The organism is Terriglobia bacterium (assembly GCA_020072845.1).
GTDB lineage: Bacteria > Acidobacteriota > Terriglobia > Terriglobales > Acidobacteriaceae > JAIQGF01.
Genome location: JAIQGF010000011.1, coordinates 307,427 through 323,640, shown reverse-complemented (window position 1 = coordinate 323,640; position 16,214 = coordinate 307,427). Strand labels below are relative to the sequence as shown.

At 62.2% G+C, this 16,214-nt stretch carries 18 protein-coding genes; 4 read left to right on the top strand and 14 right to left on the bottom strand.

Annotated features, from left to right (window positions below; genetic code table 11):
- The first annotated feature begins 8 nt into the window (after nucleotides 1-8).
- The 4 genes from LAN70_12965 to LAN70_12950 are packed head-to-tail and all read left to right on the top strand — an operon-like array spanning nucleotide 9 to nucleotide 3,969.
- Nucleotides 9-635, top strand: coding sequence for a YfiR family protein (locus tag LAN70_12965; GenBank protein ID MBZ5512064.1), 627 nt, complete (start codon nucleotides 9-11; stop codon nucleotides 633-635).
- The gene (locus LAN70_12960; GenBank protein ID MBZ5512063.1) at nucleotides 635-1,198 is read left to right on the top strand and encodes a hypothetical protein; all 564 of its coding nucleotides are present in this window, start codon (nucleotides 635-637) and stop codon (nucleotides 1,196-1,198) included. The genes LAN70_12965 and LAN70_12960 overlap by 1 nt, the downstream gene beginning before the upstream one ends.
- Nucleotides 1,179-3,383, top strand: coding sequence for a response regulator (locus LAN70_12955; protein ID MBZ5512062.1), 2,205 nt, complete (start codon nucleotides 1,179-1,181; stop codon nucleotides 3,381-3,383). Before LAN70_12960 ends, LAN70_12955 begins: the two co-directional genes overlap by 20 nt.
- Nucleotides 3,364-3,969 carry a response regulator transcription factor gene (locus LAN70_12950; protein ID MBZ5512061.1) on the top strand — a complete coding sequence of 202 codons (606 nt, stop codon included), beginning with the start codon at nucleotides 3,364-3,366 and terminating at the stop codon, nucleotides 3,967-3,969. The genes LAN70_12955 and LAN70_12950 overlap by 20 nt, the downstream gene beginning before the upstream one ends.
- A 201-nt stretch (nucleotides 3,970-4,170) precedes the next feature.
- Here LAN70_12950 and LAN70_12945 read toward each other — a convergent pair whose 3' ends face one another.
- The 14 genes from LAN70_12945 to LAN70_12880 all read right to left on the bottom strand — a co-directional run bounded on the left by LAN70_12945 (nucleotide 4,171) and on the right by LAN70_12880 (nucleotide 16,187).
- Nucleotides 4,171-4,935, bottom strand: a complete 765-nt coding sequence (locus LAN70_12945; GenBank protein ID MBZ5512060.1) for a GAF domain-containing protein — start codon at nucleotides 4,933-4,935, stop codon at nucleotides 4,171-4,173.
- 261 nt (nucleotides 4,936-5,196) lie between these two features.
- The gene (locus LAN70_12940; protein MBZ5512059.1) at nucleotides 5,197-5,856 is read right to left on the bottom strand and encodes a carboxypeptidase-like regulatory domain-containing protein; all 660 of its coding nucleotides are present in this window, start codon (nucleotides 5,854-5,856) and stop codon (nucleotides 5,197-5,199) included.
- A gap of 98 nt (nucleotides 5,857-5,954) precedes the next feature.
- Nucleotides 5,955-6,734 (bottom strand): ABC transporter permease subunit, encoded by a 780-nt coding sequence (locus LAN70_12935; GenBank protein MBZ5512058.1) that lies wholly within the window; start codon nucleotides 6,732-6,734, stop codon nucleotides 5,955-5,957.
- Nucleotides 6,735-6,737: 3 nt separating this feature from the next.
- Nucleotides 6,738-7,541, bottom strand: coding sequence for an ATP-binding cassette domain-containing protein (locus LAN70_12930; protein ID MBZ5512057.1), 804 nt, complete (start codon nucleotides 7,539-7,541; stop codon nucleotides 6,738-6,740).
- Nucleotides 7,510-8,460, bottom strand: a complete 951-nt coding sequence (locus tag LAN70_12925) for an ABC transporter substrate-binding protein (protein ID MBZ5512056.1) — start codon at nucleotides 8,458-8,460, stop codon at nucleotides 7,510-7,512. Before LAN70_12925 ends, LAN70_12930 begins: the two co-directional genes overlap by 32 nt.
- Nucleotides 8,461-8,478: 18 nt before the next feature.
- Nucleotides 8,479-8,988 carry a hypothetical protein gene (locus LAN70_12920; GenBank protein ID MBZ5512055.1) on the bottom strand — a complete coding sequence of 170 codons (510 nt, stop codon included), beginning with the start codon at nucleotides 8,986-8,988 and terminating at the stop codon, nucleotides 8,479-8,481.
- A 19-nt stretch (nucleotides 8,989-9,007) separates the two neighbouring features.
- Entirely contained in the window at nucleotides 9,008-9,331 is a 324-nt protein-coding gene (locus LAN70_12915; GenBank protein ID MBZ5512054.1) for a hypothetical protein, read from the bottom strand.
- 7 nt (nucleotides 9,332-9,338) lie between these two features.
- Nucleotides 9,339-10,067, bottom strand: a complete 729-nt coding sequence (locus tag LAN70_12910) for a hypothetical protein (GenBank protein ID MBZ5512053.1) — start codon at nucleotides 10,065-10,067, stop codon at nucleotides 9,339-9,341.
- Between the two features lie 23 nt (nucleotides 10,068-10,090).
- On the bottom strand, nucleotides 10,091-10,546 hold the full coding sequence (locus tag LAN70_12905) for a PAS domain S-box protein (GenBank protein ID MBZ5512052.1): 456 nt from the start codon (nucleotides 10,544-10,546) through the stop codon (nucleotides 10,091-10,093).
- A 161-nt stretch (nucleotides 10,547-10,707) separates the two neighbouring features.
- On the bottom strand, nucleotides 10,708-12,357 hold the full coding sequence (locus LAN70_12900; GenBank protein MBZ5512051.1) for an acyl-CoA synthetase: 1,650 nt from the start codon (nucleotides 12,355-12,357) through the stop codon (nucleotides 10,708-10,710).
- Nucleotides 12,358-12,370: 13 nt separating this feature from the next.
- Nucleotides 12,371-13,000, bottom strand: a complete 630-nt coding sequence (locus tag LAN70_12895; GenBank protein MBZ5512050.1) for a hypothetical protein — start codon at nucleotides 12,998-13,000, stop codon at nucleotides 12,371-12,373.
- 14 nt (nucleotides 13,001-13,014) lie between these two features.
- Nucleotides 13,015-13,392 carry a hypothetical protein gene (locus LAN70_12890; protein MBZ5512049.1) on the bottom strand — a complete coding sequence of 126 codons (378 nt, stop codon included), beginning with the start codon at nucleotides 13,390-13,392 and terminating at the stop codon, nucleotides 13,015-13,017.
- Between the two features lie 9 nt (nucleotides 13,393-13,401).
- Nucleotides 13,402-14,772, bottom strand: coding sequence for a CoA transferase (locus LAN70_12885; GenBank protein MBZ5512048.1), 1,371 nt, complete (start codon nucleotides 14,770-14,772; stop codon nucleotides 13,402-13,404).
- A gap of 14 nt (nucleotides 14,773-14,786) precedes the next feature.
- Nucleotides 14,787-16,187: a CoA transferase gene (locus LAN70_12880; GenBank protein ID MBZ5512047.1), complete on the bottom strand. Its 1,401-nt coding sequence runs from the start codon at nucleotides 16,185-16,187 to the stop codon at nucleotides 14,787-14,789.
- Between the last annotated feature and the right edge of the window lie 27 nt (nucleotides 16,188-16,214).

Below are 16,214 nucleotides of genomic sequence, written 5' to 3'. Positions count from 1 at the left end.
CCTGGAATTTGAGTGGAATCGGTTTTGCGTGCCAACCCCTCCCGCAAGCGGCCAGGCCGGTCTCACTGGCGCGCACCCGCCGTTGGCTGGCGCCGTTTCCGCGGCTGGCCATCGTCGTGGTAATCGCGATGGCGTTGCTGGGAGTGGCCCTTGCTCAAGGGCCTTGGACCGAATATCAGGTCAAAGCTGCTTTCCTGTTGAACTTTGCCAAATTCGTGGACTGGCCGCCGGAAGCCTTTGGCGGCCCCGATGCTCCGCTGTCGGTGTGTGTGTTCGGTCGCAATCCCTTCGGCGAGGATCTGGACGCTATCGCAGCCGGCAAGACCGTCCAGAATCGTCGCGTCCGGGTAACGCTGGTCTCCGGCGCGCTGGCGGCGCGCAATTGTCACATCGTGTTTCTCCCGGCGCAGGAGGCGCGCCGCGCCGAGGAGTTTCTCCACGCCATCGCCGGGCTGCACATCCTCACGGTGGGCGAAACCGGCGATTTCCTGTCGTTCGGTGGTGCCATCAACTTTGTTATGGACCGGGGCCAGGTGCGCTTTGAGATCAATGCGCAAGCCGCGGAGAGAGCCGGGCTGAAGATCAGCTCTAAGTTACTGGCTCTCGCCCGTGTCGTGCGCGTCGGAGGTGGGTAATGCGGCGCTTCCGCGACATCTCGGTCGGACAGAAACTCACCCTTATCATCCTGACGACCAGTTGCGTCGTGGTTTTGCTGGCCTGCGTCGCCGTCGCCACCTATGACTTGCTTGACTTCCGGCGCGCCGCCCGGCGCGACCTCACCATTCTGGCGGATGTGATCGGCGCCAACAGCGCGGCGCCGCTGATCTTCAACGATCCGCGCAGCGCCGAGGAAGTGCTGGCTGCCCTGAAGGCGGCGCCCCACGTCCGCTTGGCCTGGGTGTACAAGAACACGGACACGCCCTTCGCCAGCTACCACCCCGGCTTGGACCCATCCTCCGCGCCGCCCCTTCGCCCCGACGGCACCTACTTTTCCCGCGACTCCATTGAGCAGTACTGCCGCATTCGCTTAGCCGGCGAACAAGTCGGCGTCGTCTACATCAATTCCGATACCGGCGAACTGAGAGACCGGCTCCGGCGCTATGCGGGCATCGTGCTGAGCGTGATTCTGGTCTGTTCGGCGCTCGCCTTCGCCCCTCGGCAACCGGCTGCAAAAACTTGTGTCCGGACCGATTCTTAACCTGGCGGAAGTCGCGGCGCGGGTCTCGCAGGACAAGGATTTCAGCCGGCGGGCGGCGCCCGCTGGGGGCGACGAACTCGGCCTGCTGGTCACCACCTTCAACCAGATGCTGACCGAGATCCAGTCGCGCGATCTGGAGCTGCAGCGCCACCGCGAACACCTCGAGGAGGCCGTGGAAGAGCGTACCCGCAAACTGCGCCAGCTCAACCAGGATCTGCTGGCGGCCAAGGAAACTGCCGAAGCTGCCAGCCGCGTCAAAAGCGAGTTCCTGGCCAACATGAGCCATGAAATCCGTACCCCCATGAACGGCATCCTGGGCATGACCGAGCTGGCCCTGGACACCAGACTGACGCGCGAACAGCGGGAGTATCTATTGGCCGTGAAATCCTCGGGCGATGCGCTCTTGCGTGTGCTCAATGACATTCTCGATTTTTCCAAGGTGGAAGCCGGCAAACTCGACCTGGAGTTGATCGAGTTCAGTTTGCAGGACTGTGTGGGTGAAACCGTCAAAGCCCTGGCGATGCGGGCCCATGACAAAGGGCTCGAGTTGGCTTACCAGCTCGGATCGGAAGTGCCACAGCGGGTGGTCGGCGATCCGGTCCGCCTGCGCCAGATTCTGACCAACCTCGTCGGCAATGCGATCAAGTTCACGGTCCAGGGAGAGGTGGTGCTGACCTTGAGCGCGGCGCCAGGCGGCGAGGGCAAGACCACTCTGAATTTTACGATCCGGGACACCGGTATCGGCATCCCGCCGGAAAAGCAGGTAGGCATTTTCCAGCCATTCGTCCAGGCCGATGCCAGTACCACCCGCACCTACGGCGGCTCCGGGTTGGGGCTGGCTATCTCGGCGAAGCTCATTGCATTAATGGGCGGGCAGGTTGCGGTGGAAAGCGCGCTGGGAAAAGGAAGCTGCTTTCAATTCACCATTGCGATGTCCGTCCCTCAGGAGGCATCGCAAAAACCTTTGCTTCCCGGACCCGAGATCCTGGTGGGAGTCCCGGTGCTGGTGGTGGACGATAACCCTACCAATCGCGAGATTCTGGTGCACGCGACCCGCGATTGGGGGATGGCGCCGTGTGCGGTCGGTGACGGCGAAGCGGCGCTGCGGGAGGTGGAAGCCTCTCTGCAACAGGAAAAGCATTACCGGGTTGCCCTGATTGACTCGCACATGCCCGGCATGGATGGCTTCGCCCTGGCGGAGCGGCTGCAGCATGATCCGCGCATGGCGGGGGCGGTCATCATGATGCTGACCTCCTCCGGGCAGCGCGGCGATGCGGCGCGGTGCCGCCAGCTCGGCATTGCCGCCTACCTGGTCAAGCCGATCGGCAGCCACGAGCTGATGCGGGCCTTATTGGCGGTGCTGGGCCAAAGCGCCGCGCTGGGCCAAAACGCGGAGGCGGTTCGTCCGCTGGTAACGCGGCACACCCTGCGCGAGAACCAGCGCGGCCTGCGCATTCTCGTCGCCGAAGACAATCCTGTGAACCAGGCGCTGATCCTCCGCGTGCTGCAAAAACAGGGGCACGCTCCGGAACTGGCGCGCAACGGGCGGGAGGCGGTGGCGCTGGCTGCCACCGGCCGCTTTGATCTGGCGTTAATGGATGTCCAAATGCCGGAAATGGACGGCTTCGCCGCCACCACCGCTATCCGTGAGCGCGAGAAAGTCCATGGCGCCCATCTGCCCATCTATGCCATGACGGCCCACGCCATCAAAGGTGATAAGGAGCGGTGCCTGGCCTCGGGTATGGATGGATACATTTCCAAACCGGTGGAATTCAGCAAAATCCAGCAGGTGCTGGACGGGGTGCGCGCACAGCCGCCCCATCCCACCCCGGTCTGGGACCACCGTCAGGCGTTGTCCCGCGCCGGAGGGGACGAGCAGCTCCTGCGCGAGATCGCGGAAATGTTTCTTAATCAGTATCCCCAAGCAGTGTCGGAATTGCGCCGGGCCTTGGCCGGGCGTGATGCCGGCATGCTGGGGCGAATCGCACATCGCCTGAAAGGCGAAGTCGGATGTTTCGGTGCGCGACAGTCCTTTTCCGCGCTGGTCAAGCTCGAGGAGCACGTCGCCCACCCGGACTTCGAGCCCATGCGCCAAGCCGTCGATGAAGTAGAACGCGAGCTTGCTTGTCTCCGACAAGCGCTTGAGGAATTCTGCAAGGTGCCACATGAAAGTCTTAGTCGCTGAGGATGATCCGCTCGTCCTCCATCTGCTGGAACGGCTGCTGGCCACCGAATACGAGGTGGTTTCGGCGCGCGACGGCAAGCAAGCATGGAAGATTCTCTGCCAGATAGATGGCCCGCGGCTGGCGGTGCTGGACTGGCAGATGCCGGGGATGCATGGCAACGAAATTTGCCGCAAAGCCCGCCAATTGCCGGATACGCCGATGTACCTCCTGCTGGTGACTGCTACGCGCAAGAGTTCAGCGGATGTCCTGTCAGGATTCGACGCGGGTGCGGATGACTACATTGCCAAGCCCTTTGATGCCGAGGAACTGCGTGCCCGTGTTGCCGTCGGACGGCGCGTGCTGCAACTGCAACAATCCCTGACGGAACGCGTCGCCGAGCTTCAGGAAGCGCTGCTCTCGGTTCACAAGCTCGAAGGGCTCCTCCCCATCTGTGCCTGGTGCAAACGCGTTCGTAACGACCAGAACTACTGGGAACAGTTGGAACAGTATTTGAGCGAACACATGGGCGCGAACATCACCCACGGGATTTGTCCCGAGTGTTGCGCCAAATGGCGCGCGGAGGGGAAACTGGCGCCCCAACATTGACGAGTCTGCGTGAGAACTCACTTTCGGGAAGCGCAGTGGTCCAAGCGCACCCATAATCCAGCCGCGGAGCGGCGGTATTCGTTAGCCCAGCGCGGCAGCGCTGGGGAAAGTGAAACAAGATCGTCGAGCGCTAGCGGCGCGGCACAGTTCTCACACAGACTCTGATGAGCCGTGTTGCGTCTTCCGGCCAGCCACTCTGCCTTACTGCAATGCAGCCTGACACACTCCGCAAATGTTTTCGTGGCTGCGTGAGTACGTGCCGCAGGCAGGACACGGCAGGCCCAGCAGGTAGCGATCGGAAACGGCCGCGGCATGGCTCGTTGGCGAACCCTCTGCTGCCATCAGGCGTGACGGGGTGCGGGAAGACGGCTTTCCCCATCCGATTTCGTACGACGACGCGAGCTTCGGCGCCTCTTCGATCTTCGCCATGGAGAGTCCGAGAAGGCTTGCCGCATCCCGTATCGCGGCCAGGCTGCCGCTGCCGAACGCATCCGCGTCTCCGGAGAAGATTCCAACCAACCCGGCAACGCACCCGTGCAGCAGGACCGGCGCCAGCAGCGCCGATCGCGGTCCCGCGTACGCCCGTGCCGCGTTGTCGGCCTGAAAGCGCACCACTCGTCCGGTGCGCACGCATTGTCCGGAAAGCGTGCCGTCCAGTTGCAGCGGAATATTGACCGACGGCGCATCTCCTATGCTGGACACGCACTGCATGCTGCCACTGTCACCGAGCGCGACCGCCACTCCATCGGCGCCTGTGCTGATGATGAGCAGCTCTTGCACCAGTTGGACGACGCTCTGCACCTCTAAGGGAATCTCGGCGATGTCCGCCAGCTCTGCTCGGGTGGGTGGCGCGCTCTCCAACAGCGCCGATGGCGATTGGGACCCCGTCAATTGTTGCTGCGTTGCCGTGCGTGCGATTAGTTCTAATTCCTGGTGGATGAAAGGAACATCTTGCACCATGGACATGGAGGCGTCTCTCTCCGTATGTCGTGCGAGATAAATTGGGATTGAGCTTCGAGGTTCGAAATGCAATTTCTTGTCCACTCCTCGTTGCTGAATGCAGATGAGTTATCCCAACATTGAGAATCTATTTCTACGTAATAATTACGACAACCGGAGATATTGACGCAGTATTCCGCTGAGTAATGTCGAAGTGGATTACAGCAAAGTCCTGATTACGGGTGAGAAGGCGGTTTATCAACAGTTACGACAACTCTGAGCACTCAATCAGTCCGAAGGTTCCAGTTGCACAGCCAGGGTCAGCCGAGTTCCGGATGCCAGATGAAGGGGCTTTCCCTTTCCGATGCTCTCGTCCCACTCACGGAATCCATCTGAGGTCACGTGCAGCAGAAGGTTCTTGTCTGGTGGTATTAAAATGACGTGAGTTGAATAGCAACTCATCGTGAACAACGGCGACGCAGGCTTGTCCATCGGCATCACTGCAATCCGCATCCCCGAGATGACAGTGCCCGTTCTTCGATTGGTCAAATGAATTTCCAGAAAACCAGCTTTGGGAGGGAGGTAGACCTTAAGTTCTGCTTCGCGGTGTTCGGGCGTAACCTCAACTTCTGGAGGTCGGCTGCCTGCGGTACCGGTGCTGGTTCTTGAATATCCTGCGTCTTCATCATCGGCGTACACCGTGTATCTGCCCCACCAGGGAAGTTTGTCAAAGCGATATTCGCCAGCGTCATTCGTTCTTGTGTTAGGAAGCACTGCACCGAGTGCAACCCCTAACGGGTAGGCTGTTAGACCTATGCCTTTCGCTGGCTGTCCATCCTGGCCAATAACGTTTCCGAAAATCACCCCGCTAGGACGGGCATCGTCCTGTTGCTGCGCCATCGCAGTGGCCAGCAGTAGGAAGGCAATGAAGAAGAAAGCTCTTTTCATGGAACGCTCATGCCTCAAGCCCCACAACGTAACTGTTGACAACCATCTCGCCAGTTAACCCGCCACCTGCTCCGGAGAGAATCTTGTTGCCGTGTATGTTATTCGTGCACATTCGGCAGCCAGCGCAGCATCCGGTTCTGCGCCGTGTTCACCCCGAGATTCAGCAAAATTCCGATAGTGCCCGCCAGCAGCACCGCGGCGTACGCTTCCGGAATGCGGTAGGTGGCCTGGTATTCGTAAATGGCGCGGCCCAGGCCGTGCTCGCCCAAACCGACGAACATCTCCACCGCAATCACCAGCACCATGGAATAGGACGCGGCGGTGCGGATGCCGTCAAAAATGTTGGGCAGCGCCTCGTAGAACAGAATCTCGGTGATGGTCTCGTAGGCGCTCAGCTCGAACAGCTTCGCCTGGTAGAGCCGGCGCTTGTTGGCGAGAGCGGCGCCGGTCACGGTATTTACCAGGATCACCAGCAGGCTGGGGTAGGCGGCGAGCGCTACGATCGAGGTTTCGCCGACGCCGGCAATGATCAGGAACAGCGGGAACAGGGCTGAGGCCGGAATCGACCGCAAGGCGTGCAGCGGGCCTTCCACCATCTGATACCAGCGCTTGCGATACCCCAGAAACAAGCCGAGGGGAATCCCCACCGCGCCGGCAATCGCCAGTGCGGCAAACACCCGGCCGAGCGTCAGCGCCACGTCCACCACCATGCGATCGCGGAATATTCTCGCGACAGCGCGCGCCACGCTCCACGGCGCCGGCAGCACGATCGAATCCACCAGCCCGAGACCGGCCACGGCAGCCCAGATCGCCAGCAGCAACGCCATGGGCGCCAGCACTCTGGTCGGCTTTCGTAGCGGCCGGGCTAGTCTTGGCATCTTCTACACCAGGCCATCGCGAATGCACGCGATGAGCGCCTTCTCCATCGTGTCGTAATCCAGCGCGCCGCGCTGCCGCGGATGCGGGCTCTTGAATTCAAGGTCGGAAATGATGCGCACCGGGCGGTCGCCGATGATCACGTAGCGCATGCCGATGGCGAGCGCGTCGGAGACGTTATGCGTGATCAGCACCACCGTCATGCCGTCCTTGGTGGCAAGCTCGTGCAGCGCCTGGCCGATGGTCGCCTTGACGTCGCGGTCCAGCGCGGAAAACGGCTCGTCCAGGATGACCAGCCCCGGGCGCCAGGAAAGGCACCGCGCCAGCGCCAGGCGTTGCAGCTCGCCGCCGGATATCTGCGCCGGCAGCGACTCCAGCACCGTGTCCAGCCGGAACAGGGACGCCAGATAGCTGACCCGCGCCCGGCTTTCTTCTTCGTTCCATTCCAGTTTTTCCAGCGGATACTCCAGATTGCCGCGCACCGTTTGCCACGGGAAGATGCTGTTCATCGGGTGCTGGTCCATGTAGACCACGTCGGCGCGCCGGGAGAACTGCGGCGACCACTCGATGCGCCCGGCGGTCGGCCCGATGATGCGCGCCATCATTTTTCCCAGCGTGCTTTTGCCGCTGCCGCTGGCCCCCATCAGTGCCACCACCGAGCCCTGTTCGATCGCCAGATCGAAGCCCGCGTACAGCGACCGGGAACCATTCGGCGCGGCACAGTAGGAGAAGTCCACGCCGCGCATGCGCAGCGCGTGCTCGCCCGGCGCGGGTTCCCTAGCGGGTTGCGTCGATAAGACGGTGAGCATCGAACTTCTCGGGAATCTCTCCGATTTCGTACATTAAGTCAATAAATCGCTGCAGCACGGCCGCGTCCACCGTGTTGGAAAGCGTAATGTCGGCCACGTTCACGCGCCCCGCCATCTGCGGCGTCATACGGGTGAATCGCGGCAGCAGCGCGGTCGCCTGCTGCGGGTGCGAGCCGACGTAGTCGATCCCTTCCTGGATGACTCCGGCGGCGCGCGCGGCGGCCTCCGGCTGCGCGCGCTCGAAAGCGCGCGCAATCACCGACACGCCCAACGGGCAGGGTTCGACCAGTTCGGCATAGACGGAATTCGAAATCGCCCGGTAGCGTCCCGGTTCGGCGATCAGGATGAGCGGGTCATAGGAAAACAGCGCGTCCACCGCGCCCGATTCCAGGCTGGCGACCTGCGCCGACGTGGGCAACTGGACGAACAGGATGCTGCCCGGGTCCACCCCGTTGCGCTGCAGGAAGGCGCCCACCAGCCGCGTCGCCGACGTGCCCGGAAACACGCCGACTTTCTTTCCCTTCAGGTCCTGGAGTTTTTGCACCGGAGACGAAGCTCGGACCACTAGGCGGTAGGTCGAGTTTTCGCGCCGCATGCGGCTGTGCGAGAACACGCGAAATTTTCCCGGATACTGGATTTCCAGGTGCAACAACGGCACCAGCGACACTGCCGGCAGCACGTCCACCTGGCCGGCCACCAGCCCGCTCACCATGTCGTTGCTGCTGCTGAACGACACCACCTCCGCCTGCAAGCGATGCTGCTGGAACATCTGCTGATCTTGCGCGACGAAAACCGGCAGGCTCGCCAGGATCGGGGCGTACGCGATCCGAACCCGGCCTGGCTTGCGCGCCCTGAAGGACAGGAGCGCCACCAGCAGGATTACCAGGCAGAGTGCAGCGACGATGCGGGCTGTACGCATGGTTGTCAGAGCCGCCGCCTAGGTGTAGCCGGCGGAGGTCTCCGCCACCGCCGCCCGGCGCTGCGCCAGCTTCTGTTGCCGGCGCGCCAGCCGCGCTTCCAGCCGCTGCAATCGCGCCCGTCCTTCCGGGTTGCGGACCGCCGCTGCCTCCACGTTCAACAGAAAGTAGGGCAGCTTCTTGCGAATGTCGGCCAGATACGGCTTGAACTTGGCAAACACACAATACATCTCGCCGCTGCAGTCGAAAAACAATTCCTCATGCAAGGCGCCGCGCAACACCAGCGACGCCGCCATTTCCCAGTAGCTGGTCACCTGGCGCAACCAGGTATTTTCGCGGCTGGGATAACTGCGCGCCAGCCGAAGAACGTCTTCCGCGCTTTCCGGCCAGAAGTCGGCGGAGATGAAGTGCCGCGCTTCCCGCATCGCAGGCTCGCGGCGCAATTCGTATAGATAAAGGATCACCTGCGCGTCGCCGGTGGTGGCGGCCGGCAGGCTGAGGTGCCGTTTTTCCACGCGCTGCTTGCTCATATCGGTTTCCCGCACCTGCTCAATGTCCGCCGAAGAACGCGAAATAAGCTTCTTCGCCGATCCACTCCGCGACGTGGGCGCGTGTCTCCTCCACAAACTTCAGGTCGCCGTCGAATTCGTGGGCCACGACTCGCTGGTCCTGCCCGTCGTAATAGCGGACCGCATACCGGTTCTCCGCCACGCAGATCAGGTCAATCGGCTTGGCATCGTCGAAGTCCAGGCCCATGCGGTGCAGCAGTTCGCCGGCGTCGAGCGTTTCGCCGCGGATCGACAATGCCTGCTTACCGCTGCCCAGCGGGCCGAAACGGCTTTCAATCTCAGCGCGGCCTCGGGGTTCGTTCATGACGCCATCATGCCCGCGTCGCCTGCGCCAGCCAGGCCGCCGCGGACTGGTACACCTCGGAATTGAACTTCAGTTCGCCGTGGTTGAACCAGCGGGGCAGATAGCGGATAAATCCGTTCTCGTGCTGGATGTCGGGGCGGACGTCGCGCGTGATGGTGCGGATCTCGGCGTTGGGCAGCGCTGCCTTCAGTCCGGCCGCCCCGTTCATGATGGCCGGGATGTCGCGCTCGGCATACAGGATCAGGCACGGACGCGTGTGGCTCTCGACCGGCCCCAGTTCTTCCAGCAACTTGACCACGTATCCGGGATACGGCTCGCGCACGCCGGGGCTGGGAAAGTTTTCAAACATCCACTTCCCCTGCGGCGACATTTCGACAATCACCGACGGTGAAATCGCCACCATGCAGTCGGCGGTGGAGGTCAGCGCCAGGCGCCCGCCGATACTCAACCCCAGCGCGGCCGTGCGCCCGTAGCGGCGCAGGTAACTCAGCCCCGCTTCCACTTCCTGCACCATCCCCGTCCCGATGGCGGCGGTGTTTTCGCCGTGACCGCAGTTGTCGATCGCCAGCGCCGCCCAGCCATCTTCCGCCAGGCTGGCCGCCAGACCGAGCATGTGCTCCTTGCTTCCGCCGTAGGGATGCAGCAACAGCGCGCCGCCCCGGACCTTTTCCTTGGCAAGAAGATATCCCGGGATAGCTTGTCCCGCCTTGCCGACATCCACTCGGTCGAAGTTCATGATCTCCTGCTTCCGGGCGCCGCCTACGGCCGCTGCGGTTGGGTGGTTTTGTTTTCCAGCGCAGCCAGGCGGGCGCGCAGCGCCTTATCGCGTTCCCAGCGCGCCGTGACGTCCTGCACGATCGCCGCCGCGCCCAGCATGCCGCCTTCCGCCGACCGCACCAGAACAATGGTGAACTCGATGGAAATTCGGGTGCCGTCCTTGCGCAGCGCGGGAACGGCGAGCGCATCCCGTCCATACTTCGTGATCCCGGTTTGCATCACCCGTGCGTAGCCCTCGTTGTGGTGGGCTCGATGTTTTTCGGGGATGATCATCTCCATGGTTTGGCCGATCGCCTCCGCGGCGGTGTAGCCAAACATGGCTTCCGCGCCGCTGTTCCACAGGCGGATAATGCCGCCTTCGTCGGCGAAGATGATTCCCGCTTGCGCATCCTCGACGATTTGTTCGCACAACCTGGAATGGCTGATGGTGGGGTTCATGGATCAGAGATTACACCACAACCGCAGCGAGGCGGCATGGCATGAAAAAGGTGAACACCAGGGCCAAACTGCCCTGGTGTCCACCGGTGCACGGGAGAGCTGCTTAGCCGTTCCCGCGCGCATTGGGTGCCGTGTGCTCAACCTCCCGCAGGTTAAGCACTCTACACTGCGGTCTTGGCTGCCGCCTTGGCCGCATCTTTCGCGCGCAACACCCGCCGCAACAGTTTGCCCGTCGGGGTGCGGGGCAGTTCCGCCACCACCTCGATCTCCCGCGGCATCTTGTAGGTCGCGATCTTGCCGCGGCAGAACTCGATCAACGCTTCGGAGCTGACCGTTTCGCCCGGCTTCATCACAACAAAGGCCTTGGCGATTTGGCCGCGGACTTCGTCGGGAACGCCGATCACGGCCGCCTCCGCCACCGCCGGATGAGCATTGAGGGTCACCTCGATCTCCTCCGGTCCGATGCGATAGGCCGAGCTCTTGATGACGTCGTCCTCGCGCGACACGAACCAGAAGTACCCCTCCTCGTCCACGTACACGTAATCCCCGGCCCGGTTCCAGCCGTCCGGCGTGATCGCGTGACGTTGCTTGTCGGGTTCGCGCCAGTAGATGGTGCCGGTGGGTCCGCGCGCCAAAAAGTGGCCGGCGTTGCCGGGCTTGGTTTCCTTCCCGTCTTCGTCCACCACCTTGAGCTCGTAGCCGGGAACCGCCTGTCCGAACGAACCCGCCTTCGCCTTCCGGCTGACCACATTCGAAGCGAACACGTACATCATTTCCGTCGTGCCCAGGCCCTCGAAGATTTCAATCCCGAATTTGCTTTTCCAGGCGTTGTAGGTCACTGCGGTCAGGCTTTCGCCGCCGCCGGTGCAGATGCGCAGCGTGCTGAGGTCGTAATTTTTCTCCGCGTCCGGTATCTGCAGCATTTTCCGGTAGGCCGTCGGCGCCAGCGAGAGCACGCTGATCTTGTGCTTCTGGATGGTTTCGAAGACCTTGACCGGATCGAACTTCGAGATCAGCGATGCCGCTGCGCCGAAGCGGAACGGAATCGTGGCGAAGGTCGAGTACCCCGCGCCAAATGCCAGCGGGGCGGTCCCCCCGATCACGTCGTTCTCCGTCACGCGCCAGCCATACTTCCCGAACGCGTCGGGGATAATGAGCAGTTCTTCGACGAAGTGAACCGTGCCCTTGGGCGCGCCGGTGGTGCCGGAGGTGTAAAGCAGGATGCCGAGGTCCAGGCGCTCGCGCCGTACCGGATCCAGGGATGCGCTCCCGGATGGCAAAAGCTCGCTGTACGGTATGAAGCCCTTGGCCTTCAGCTCTGCCGGTTCGCCGCCGATCACGATGATGTTCTCGACGGTTTTCAGGTTTTCGCGGGCCGCTTCCAGTTCGCCCAGAAGCGCCGCATGCACGACGATCGCGACCGCCTCGGCGTCGTTGGCCACGTGCGCGATTTCCGAGCGCGAGAACAACGGCGAGGTCGGAGTCAGCACCGCTCCCAGTTTCAGCACCGCGAAGTTGGTTACCAGCGCGGGCGGGATGTTGGGAGTGCGCAGGATGACGCGGTCGCCCTCGTTGACTCCGAGCCCGCGCAGCGCGTTGCCCAGCTTGTTGGACTGGGCAAGCAACTGCGCGTACGTGATTCGCTGATCGTCGAACAGTATGGCCGCGCGGTCGCCCCGGCCGGCCGCGACCTGTTTGTCCAGCAACTCCTCGGTCGGATTCAGCCGGTCGGGGTACGACGCAAACTCCGGCAGCGTGTAGATCCGCGAAGGCCAGAGCTCGCGAGGAGGCAGGTGCTTGTGGTCCGACATTCTTTCCTCCTCGTTAACGCGCCCCTACGGCGGCGCCTTTGCGTTCCGCGACCAGGTCTTCCAGCGCCTGCTCCACCCGGATGGTGCCGCGTTTGGCATCGGTCCGGGGGAAGGCCTGCGTCGGATAGCGGTCGCCTTCGAACACCAGCAGGGCGGGTACGTTGGTCCCGAAATCATCCACCAGCGCGCCCTTGGCGCCGAAGACCGGCCGGACGGTTGCGTCCGGACCGCTCACCGACTTGTGATAGATCGGGAACCGATCTTTCACCGTGGACACGTCAATGGCCTTGGCGTCCATACCTGCCGCCTGTAGTGCCTTGACCAGTTCCAAGGCTTTGTTGTTGTCGCAAGGGAACAGCTCGCCGGGTTTCTGTTTGCTGCTGTAGTAAAACTCGGCGCGCTTGGCCCCCTTGGCGGCGGTGGCAGTGGCGGCAGCCGTCGCGGCCACCGGGTCCGGCGGCACGTAGGCCTTCCCGCTATCCTGAAAGACATCGCACTCCGACCAGCCCTGTAGCGTGATGGCCAACGTGAACGGCCATTCCCGCTTAGTGCACTTGCCGAGGTACGCCTTCTGAATATTGGGATCCAATGCCGGGCGCATATGGGTACAGCGGACGCAGAGCGACTTATCGTTATAGAACATATGCCCTCCGTTTCTCACTTCGCCCCGGCAACCATGAATTTTGCGAGGCTGCCGACGAGATCGTTTTTGGTAAGTGGATAGCCCGCGATGACGTTACCGCGGACGTTCCGCTTAATGGGTTTGGGTTTGCAGATGGATTCCTTCTGCGCTTTGGGAGCGGGACGGGTTAGCCCCGGACCGGAAATACCCTCGTAGGCCTGTGTCTCGGCGAAACCGGGCAGCAGGTCGGCTTTACCCGACGCCTCTGCCGGCTCGCTGACGCAGGTTCCGTTGGAGGTCTCCAGCCGCCAGATCTTCTTGCACCCGGCGCACTGGGTCGTCCCCTTAAAGTTCCAGAAGGGGTAGGGATCCAGGAAATTCTTAGTCTTACAGCTCGGGCAAGTTAGCAGCATGGTGCCTCCTCAGATGCACTCCTGGTCTTCCAGCCGCTTGATGTCTGAAGGACTCAAGCCGGCCAGTTTGCCCAGGATGTATTCGTTGTCTGCGCCTACGGGTTTCATGGCCCATTTCGTGCGAGGCGGAGTTGCCGACATCTTGTACCCCGGCCCCTGGTGCAGCAGATCTCCGTAGTAAGGGTCATCTATCCAACGAACCGCCCCGCGTTGCTGCCAATGAGGATTGGTAGCAACCTCTTTGGAGTTCCAGACGGGCTGATTGTTGATGTTGGCTTTGTCGAGAATGTTGGCGACGTCTTCCTTGGTCTTGTCCGCCGCCCACTTCTCCAGGTACGGGTAGATCTCCATCTGCGATTCCGCCTTCACGCGCACTTCCGCCTTGCCAAACTTGGCGGCAAAGTTGCCGTCGCCAATCGTCTTGCAAAGACGCGCGAAGTCTTCGTCGCTGTATGCGCTCACCAGGATGTAGCCTTCCTCGTTCTCCTGCGGGTTCTCGGAGTTCGCGTAGGAACTCTTGCCGCACTTGATGATCCCGTGCACGCAGAGCTGAGTGTCCCAAGTGCCCCAGCGCTCGCGAGTGATGCCATGACGCCCGTAGAGCGGCAGGGCATACTCCAGTTGCCGGGTTACGCCGTGCACCTGCGAATACTCCATGAAGGTGCCCTCGCCGGAGATCTTGTCGCGGTAGTAGAGCGCAGCCAGGATCTGGACGGCGCCCATCATCCCGCCCCAATAGTCGGCGAGCCAGATGGTGTGCTTGGCGGGCGAGCCTCCCTGGAACTCGGCTTTGCCGGTCATGCCGAAGTTGCCGCCCTGGGACTGCCCGAGGATGTCGTACGAAGCGCGCACGCGCCCCGGACCCCATCCCCCGAAACCGCCCAGCCATTGGTAAATCAGGCGCGGATTGATCGCCCTCAACTGCCGGGCGCCGATGGTCCAGCGGTCGAAGGTGCCGGGGCGATAGTTCTCGACGAAGACGTCGGATTTCGCCGCCAGCTTCTTCACCAGGGCCTGCCCTTCCGGCCGGTGGAAGTCGATGGAGGTAAAATATTCGTTGCAATTCGCTCCCACGAAGCCTAGGCCGGTGCCGCGCTCGGGAACGTATTTCGAGAGCGGGTAAAGGAATGGTTCGTTGAACGGCGTGGTGTGGCGCATGGCCTCACCTCGCCGGGGAGCCTCGATCTTGATGACCTCGGCGCCCAGTTCCGCCAGATACGAGGCGCAGGACGGACCCAGAATGTACTGCGTACAGGAAAGCACGCGGATGCCCTTGAGTGCTTCAGGCTTGGCGAACTCGCCCTTCGGGTCGAAGGTCTTGCGGCAAAACTCCTCGAAACTGATTTGCGGGGCATTGGAAACAGCGGTATCAGTTGCCATGTTTATCCTCCGCCTCAAATGACGTTCGCCTTTTGAAGCCGCGTGAAGTCTTCACTGGTGAAGCCGAGCAGCCGGCGATAAGTGTCCTGGTTGTCGTACCCGGTGGGGCGCCCCATCCATTTCAGCCGGCCCGGTGTCTTCTCTTGCTGGAACGGTGTGGTGCCGTACAGGATTTTCCCGTAGTGCGGCGACTCGGTCTCCGCCACGTGGCCGCGGTACTTGAAGTGCGGGTACTCGGCCACTTCGTTGACGTAGAGCACGCCGCCGCTGGCGACCTGCTGCTTGGAGAGTTTCTTTTCCGCGTCGGCGCGCGAGTTGTCCTTAAGCCATTCGCCCAGCATGGTGTAGGTCTTGATCTGCTGGTTCATGGCCAACCGGTCCGCCACTTCCCTCAGGTGCGGATCGCCCAGGATGTCGTCTTCGACTTTGGGATACTCGTCGCCGACCACACGCCAGATGCGGTACCACAACCGATCGTGGCCGCCGCCCACCATCATGTAGCCGTCCTTGCAAGGATTGACGGCATAAATGTTGATGGCCAGGTCCCAGTTGCCGAAGCGCGGCCGGATGCTGCCATCCATCCCGTACCAGGCCCAGGAATAGTCGAGGATGCGGATGACCGCCTCCGCCGCCGTGGCTTCCACGAATTGCCCCTCGCCGGAAACCATTTCGCGGTAGTACAGCGCGGTCAGGATTCCCATGGCGGCCTGGGTGCCACCGACGTGGTCACACATCCAAAGCGCCGAGCGCATCGGGGTGCCGCCGAACTCCTTGGGATCGCCGGTGCCGTGGCAGAAGCCGCAGGCGGCTTGCGCCGTCGGGTCCAGCATGCCCGGTTTGTCCTTGTGCGGACCCCATTGGCCGAGCTGGCCCACCCAGCAGTAGATCAGCCTGGGGTTGATCTCCTTCAATTGCCGGTAGCCGATTCCCAGGCTGTCGCGATGTCCCGGCGGATCGTTTTCAATGATGACGTCCGTATGCACGGCCATCTTCTTGAAAATCTCGCGCCCTTCCTCCGTCTCCAGGTTGAGCGTGATCGACATCTTGTTGCGCATTTCATGCAGGAAGTGCGCCCCCACCGGCTCGCCCGACTCCTTGTCGGTGAACATGTACTCTTTCCGTCCGAAAGGAGTCAGCTTGCGCATCGGGTCGCCGCCCGGCGGTTCTACCTGGATGACCTCCGCACCCAGCTCCGCCAGCAAGGAAGAGCACCAGTGCCCGATCATCATGCGCGTGCTGGTGTCATAGACCCGCAGGCGCGATAGCGCCTCCGGCTTTTCAAAGGCATGCGATTGACGACAAATCGATTCAAGATACAGTGGATAATCCTTCGCCTGATCGCTCAAACCGGCGTAGACCTCCTCCGGTTTGGGGATCGGCACAGCCGGCCAGGGTGTCACTTTATCGCTACTCATTCCCTATTCTCCTCGGCGTCCTTGCAT

Coding starts and splice junctions, on each gene's coding strand:
- LAN70_12960 (MBZ5512063.1), top strand. CDS start 635: ATGCGGCGCTTCCGCGACATCTCGGTCGGACAGAAACTCACCCTTATC.
- LAN70_12950 (MBZ5512061.1), top strand. CDS start 3,364: ATGAAAGTCTTAGTCGCTGAGGATGATCCGCTCGTCCTCCATCTGCTG.
- LAN70_12945 (MBZ5512060.1), bottom strand. CDS start 4,935: ATGTCCATGGTGCAAGATGTTCCTTTCATCCACCAGGAATTAGAACTA.
- LAN70_12940 (MBZ5512059.1), bottom strand. CDS start 5,856: ATGAAAAGAGCTTTCTTCTTCATTGCCTTCCTACTGCTGGCCACTGCG.
- LAN70_12935 (MBZ5512058.1), bottom strand. CDS start 6,734: ATGCCAAGACTAGCCCGGCCGCTACGAAAGCCGACCAGAGTGCTGGCG.
- LAN70_12930 (MBZ5512057.1), bottom strand. CDS start 7,541: ATGCTCACCGTCTTATCGACGCAACCCGCTAGGGAACCCGCGCCGGGC.
- LAN70_12925 (MBZ5512056.1), bottom strand. CDS start 8,460: ATGCGTACAGCCCGCATCGTCGCTGCACTCTGCCTGGTAATCCTGCTG.
- LAN70_12920 (MBZ5512055.1), bottom strand. CDS start 8,988: ATGAGCAAGCAGCGCGTGGAAAAACGGCACCTCAGCCTGCCGGCCGCC.
- LAN70_12915 (MBZ5512054.1), bottom strand. CDS start 9,331: ATGAACGAACCCCGAGGCCGCGCTGAGATTGAAAGCCGTTTCGGCCCG.
- LAN70_12910 (MBZ5512053.1), bottom strand. CDS start 10,067: ATGAACTTCGACCGAGTGGATGTCGGCAAGGCGGGACAAGCTATCCCG.
- LAN70_12905 (MBZ5512052.1), bottom strand. CDS start 10,546: ATGAACCCCACCATCAGCCATTCCAGGTTGTGCGAACAAATCGTCGAG.
- LAN70_12900 (MBZ5512051.1), bottom strand. CDS start 12,357: ATGTCGGACCACAAGCACCTGCCTCCTCGCGAGCTCTGGCCTTCGCGG.
- LAN70_12895 (MBZ5512050.1), bottom strand. CDS start 13,000: ATGTTCTATAACGATAAGTCGCTCTGCGTCCGCTGTACCCATATGCGC.
- LAN70_12890 (MBZ5512049.1), bottom strand. CDS start 13,392: ATGCTGCTAACTTGCCCGAGCTGTAAGACTAAGAATTTCCTGGATCCC.
- LAN70_12885 (MBZ5512048.1), bottom strand. CDS start 14,772: ATGGCAACTGATACCGCTGTTTCCAATGCCCCGCAAATCAGTTTCGAG.
- LAN70_12880 (MBZ5512047.1), bottom strand. CDS start 16,187: ATGAGTAGCGATAAAGTGACACCCTGGCCGGCTGTGCCGATCCCCAAA.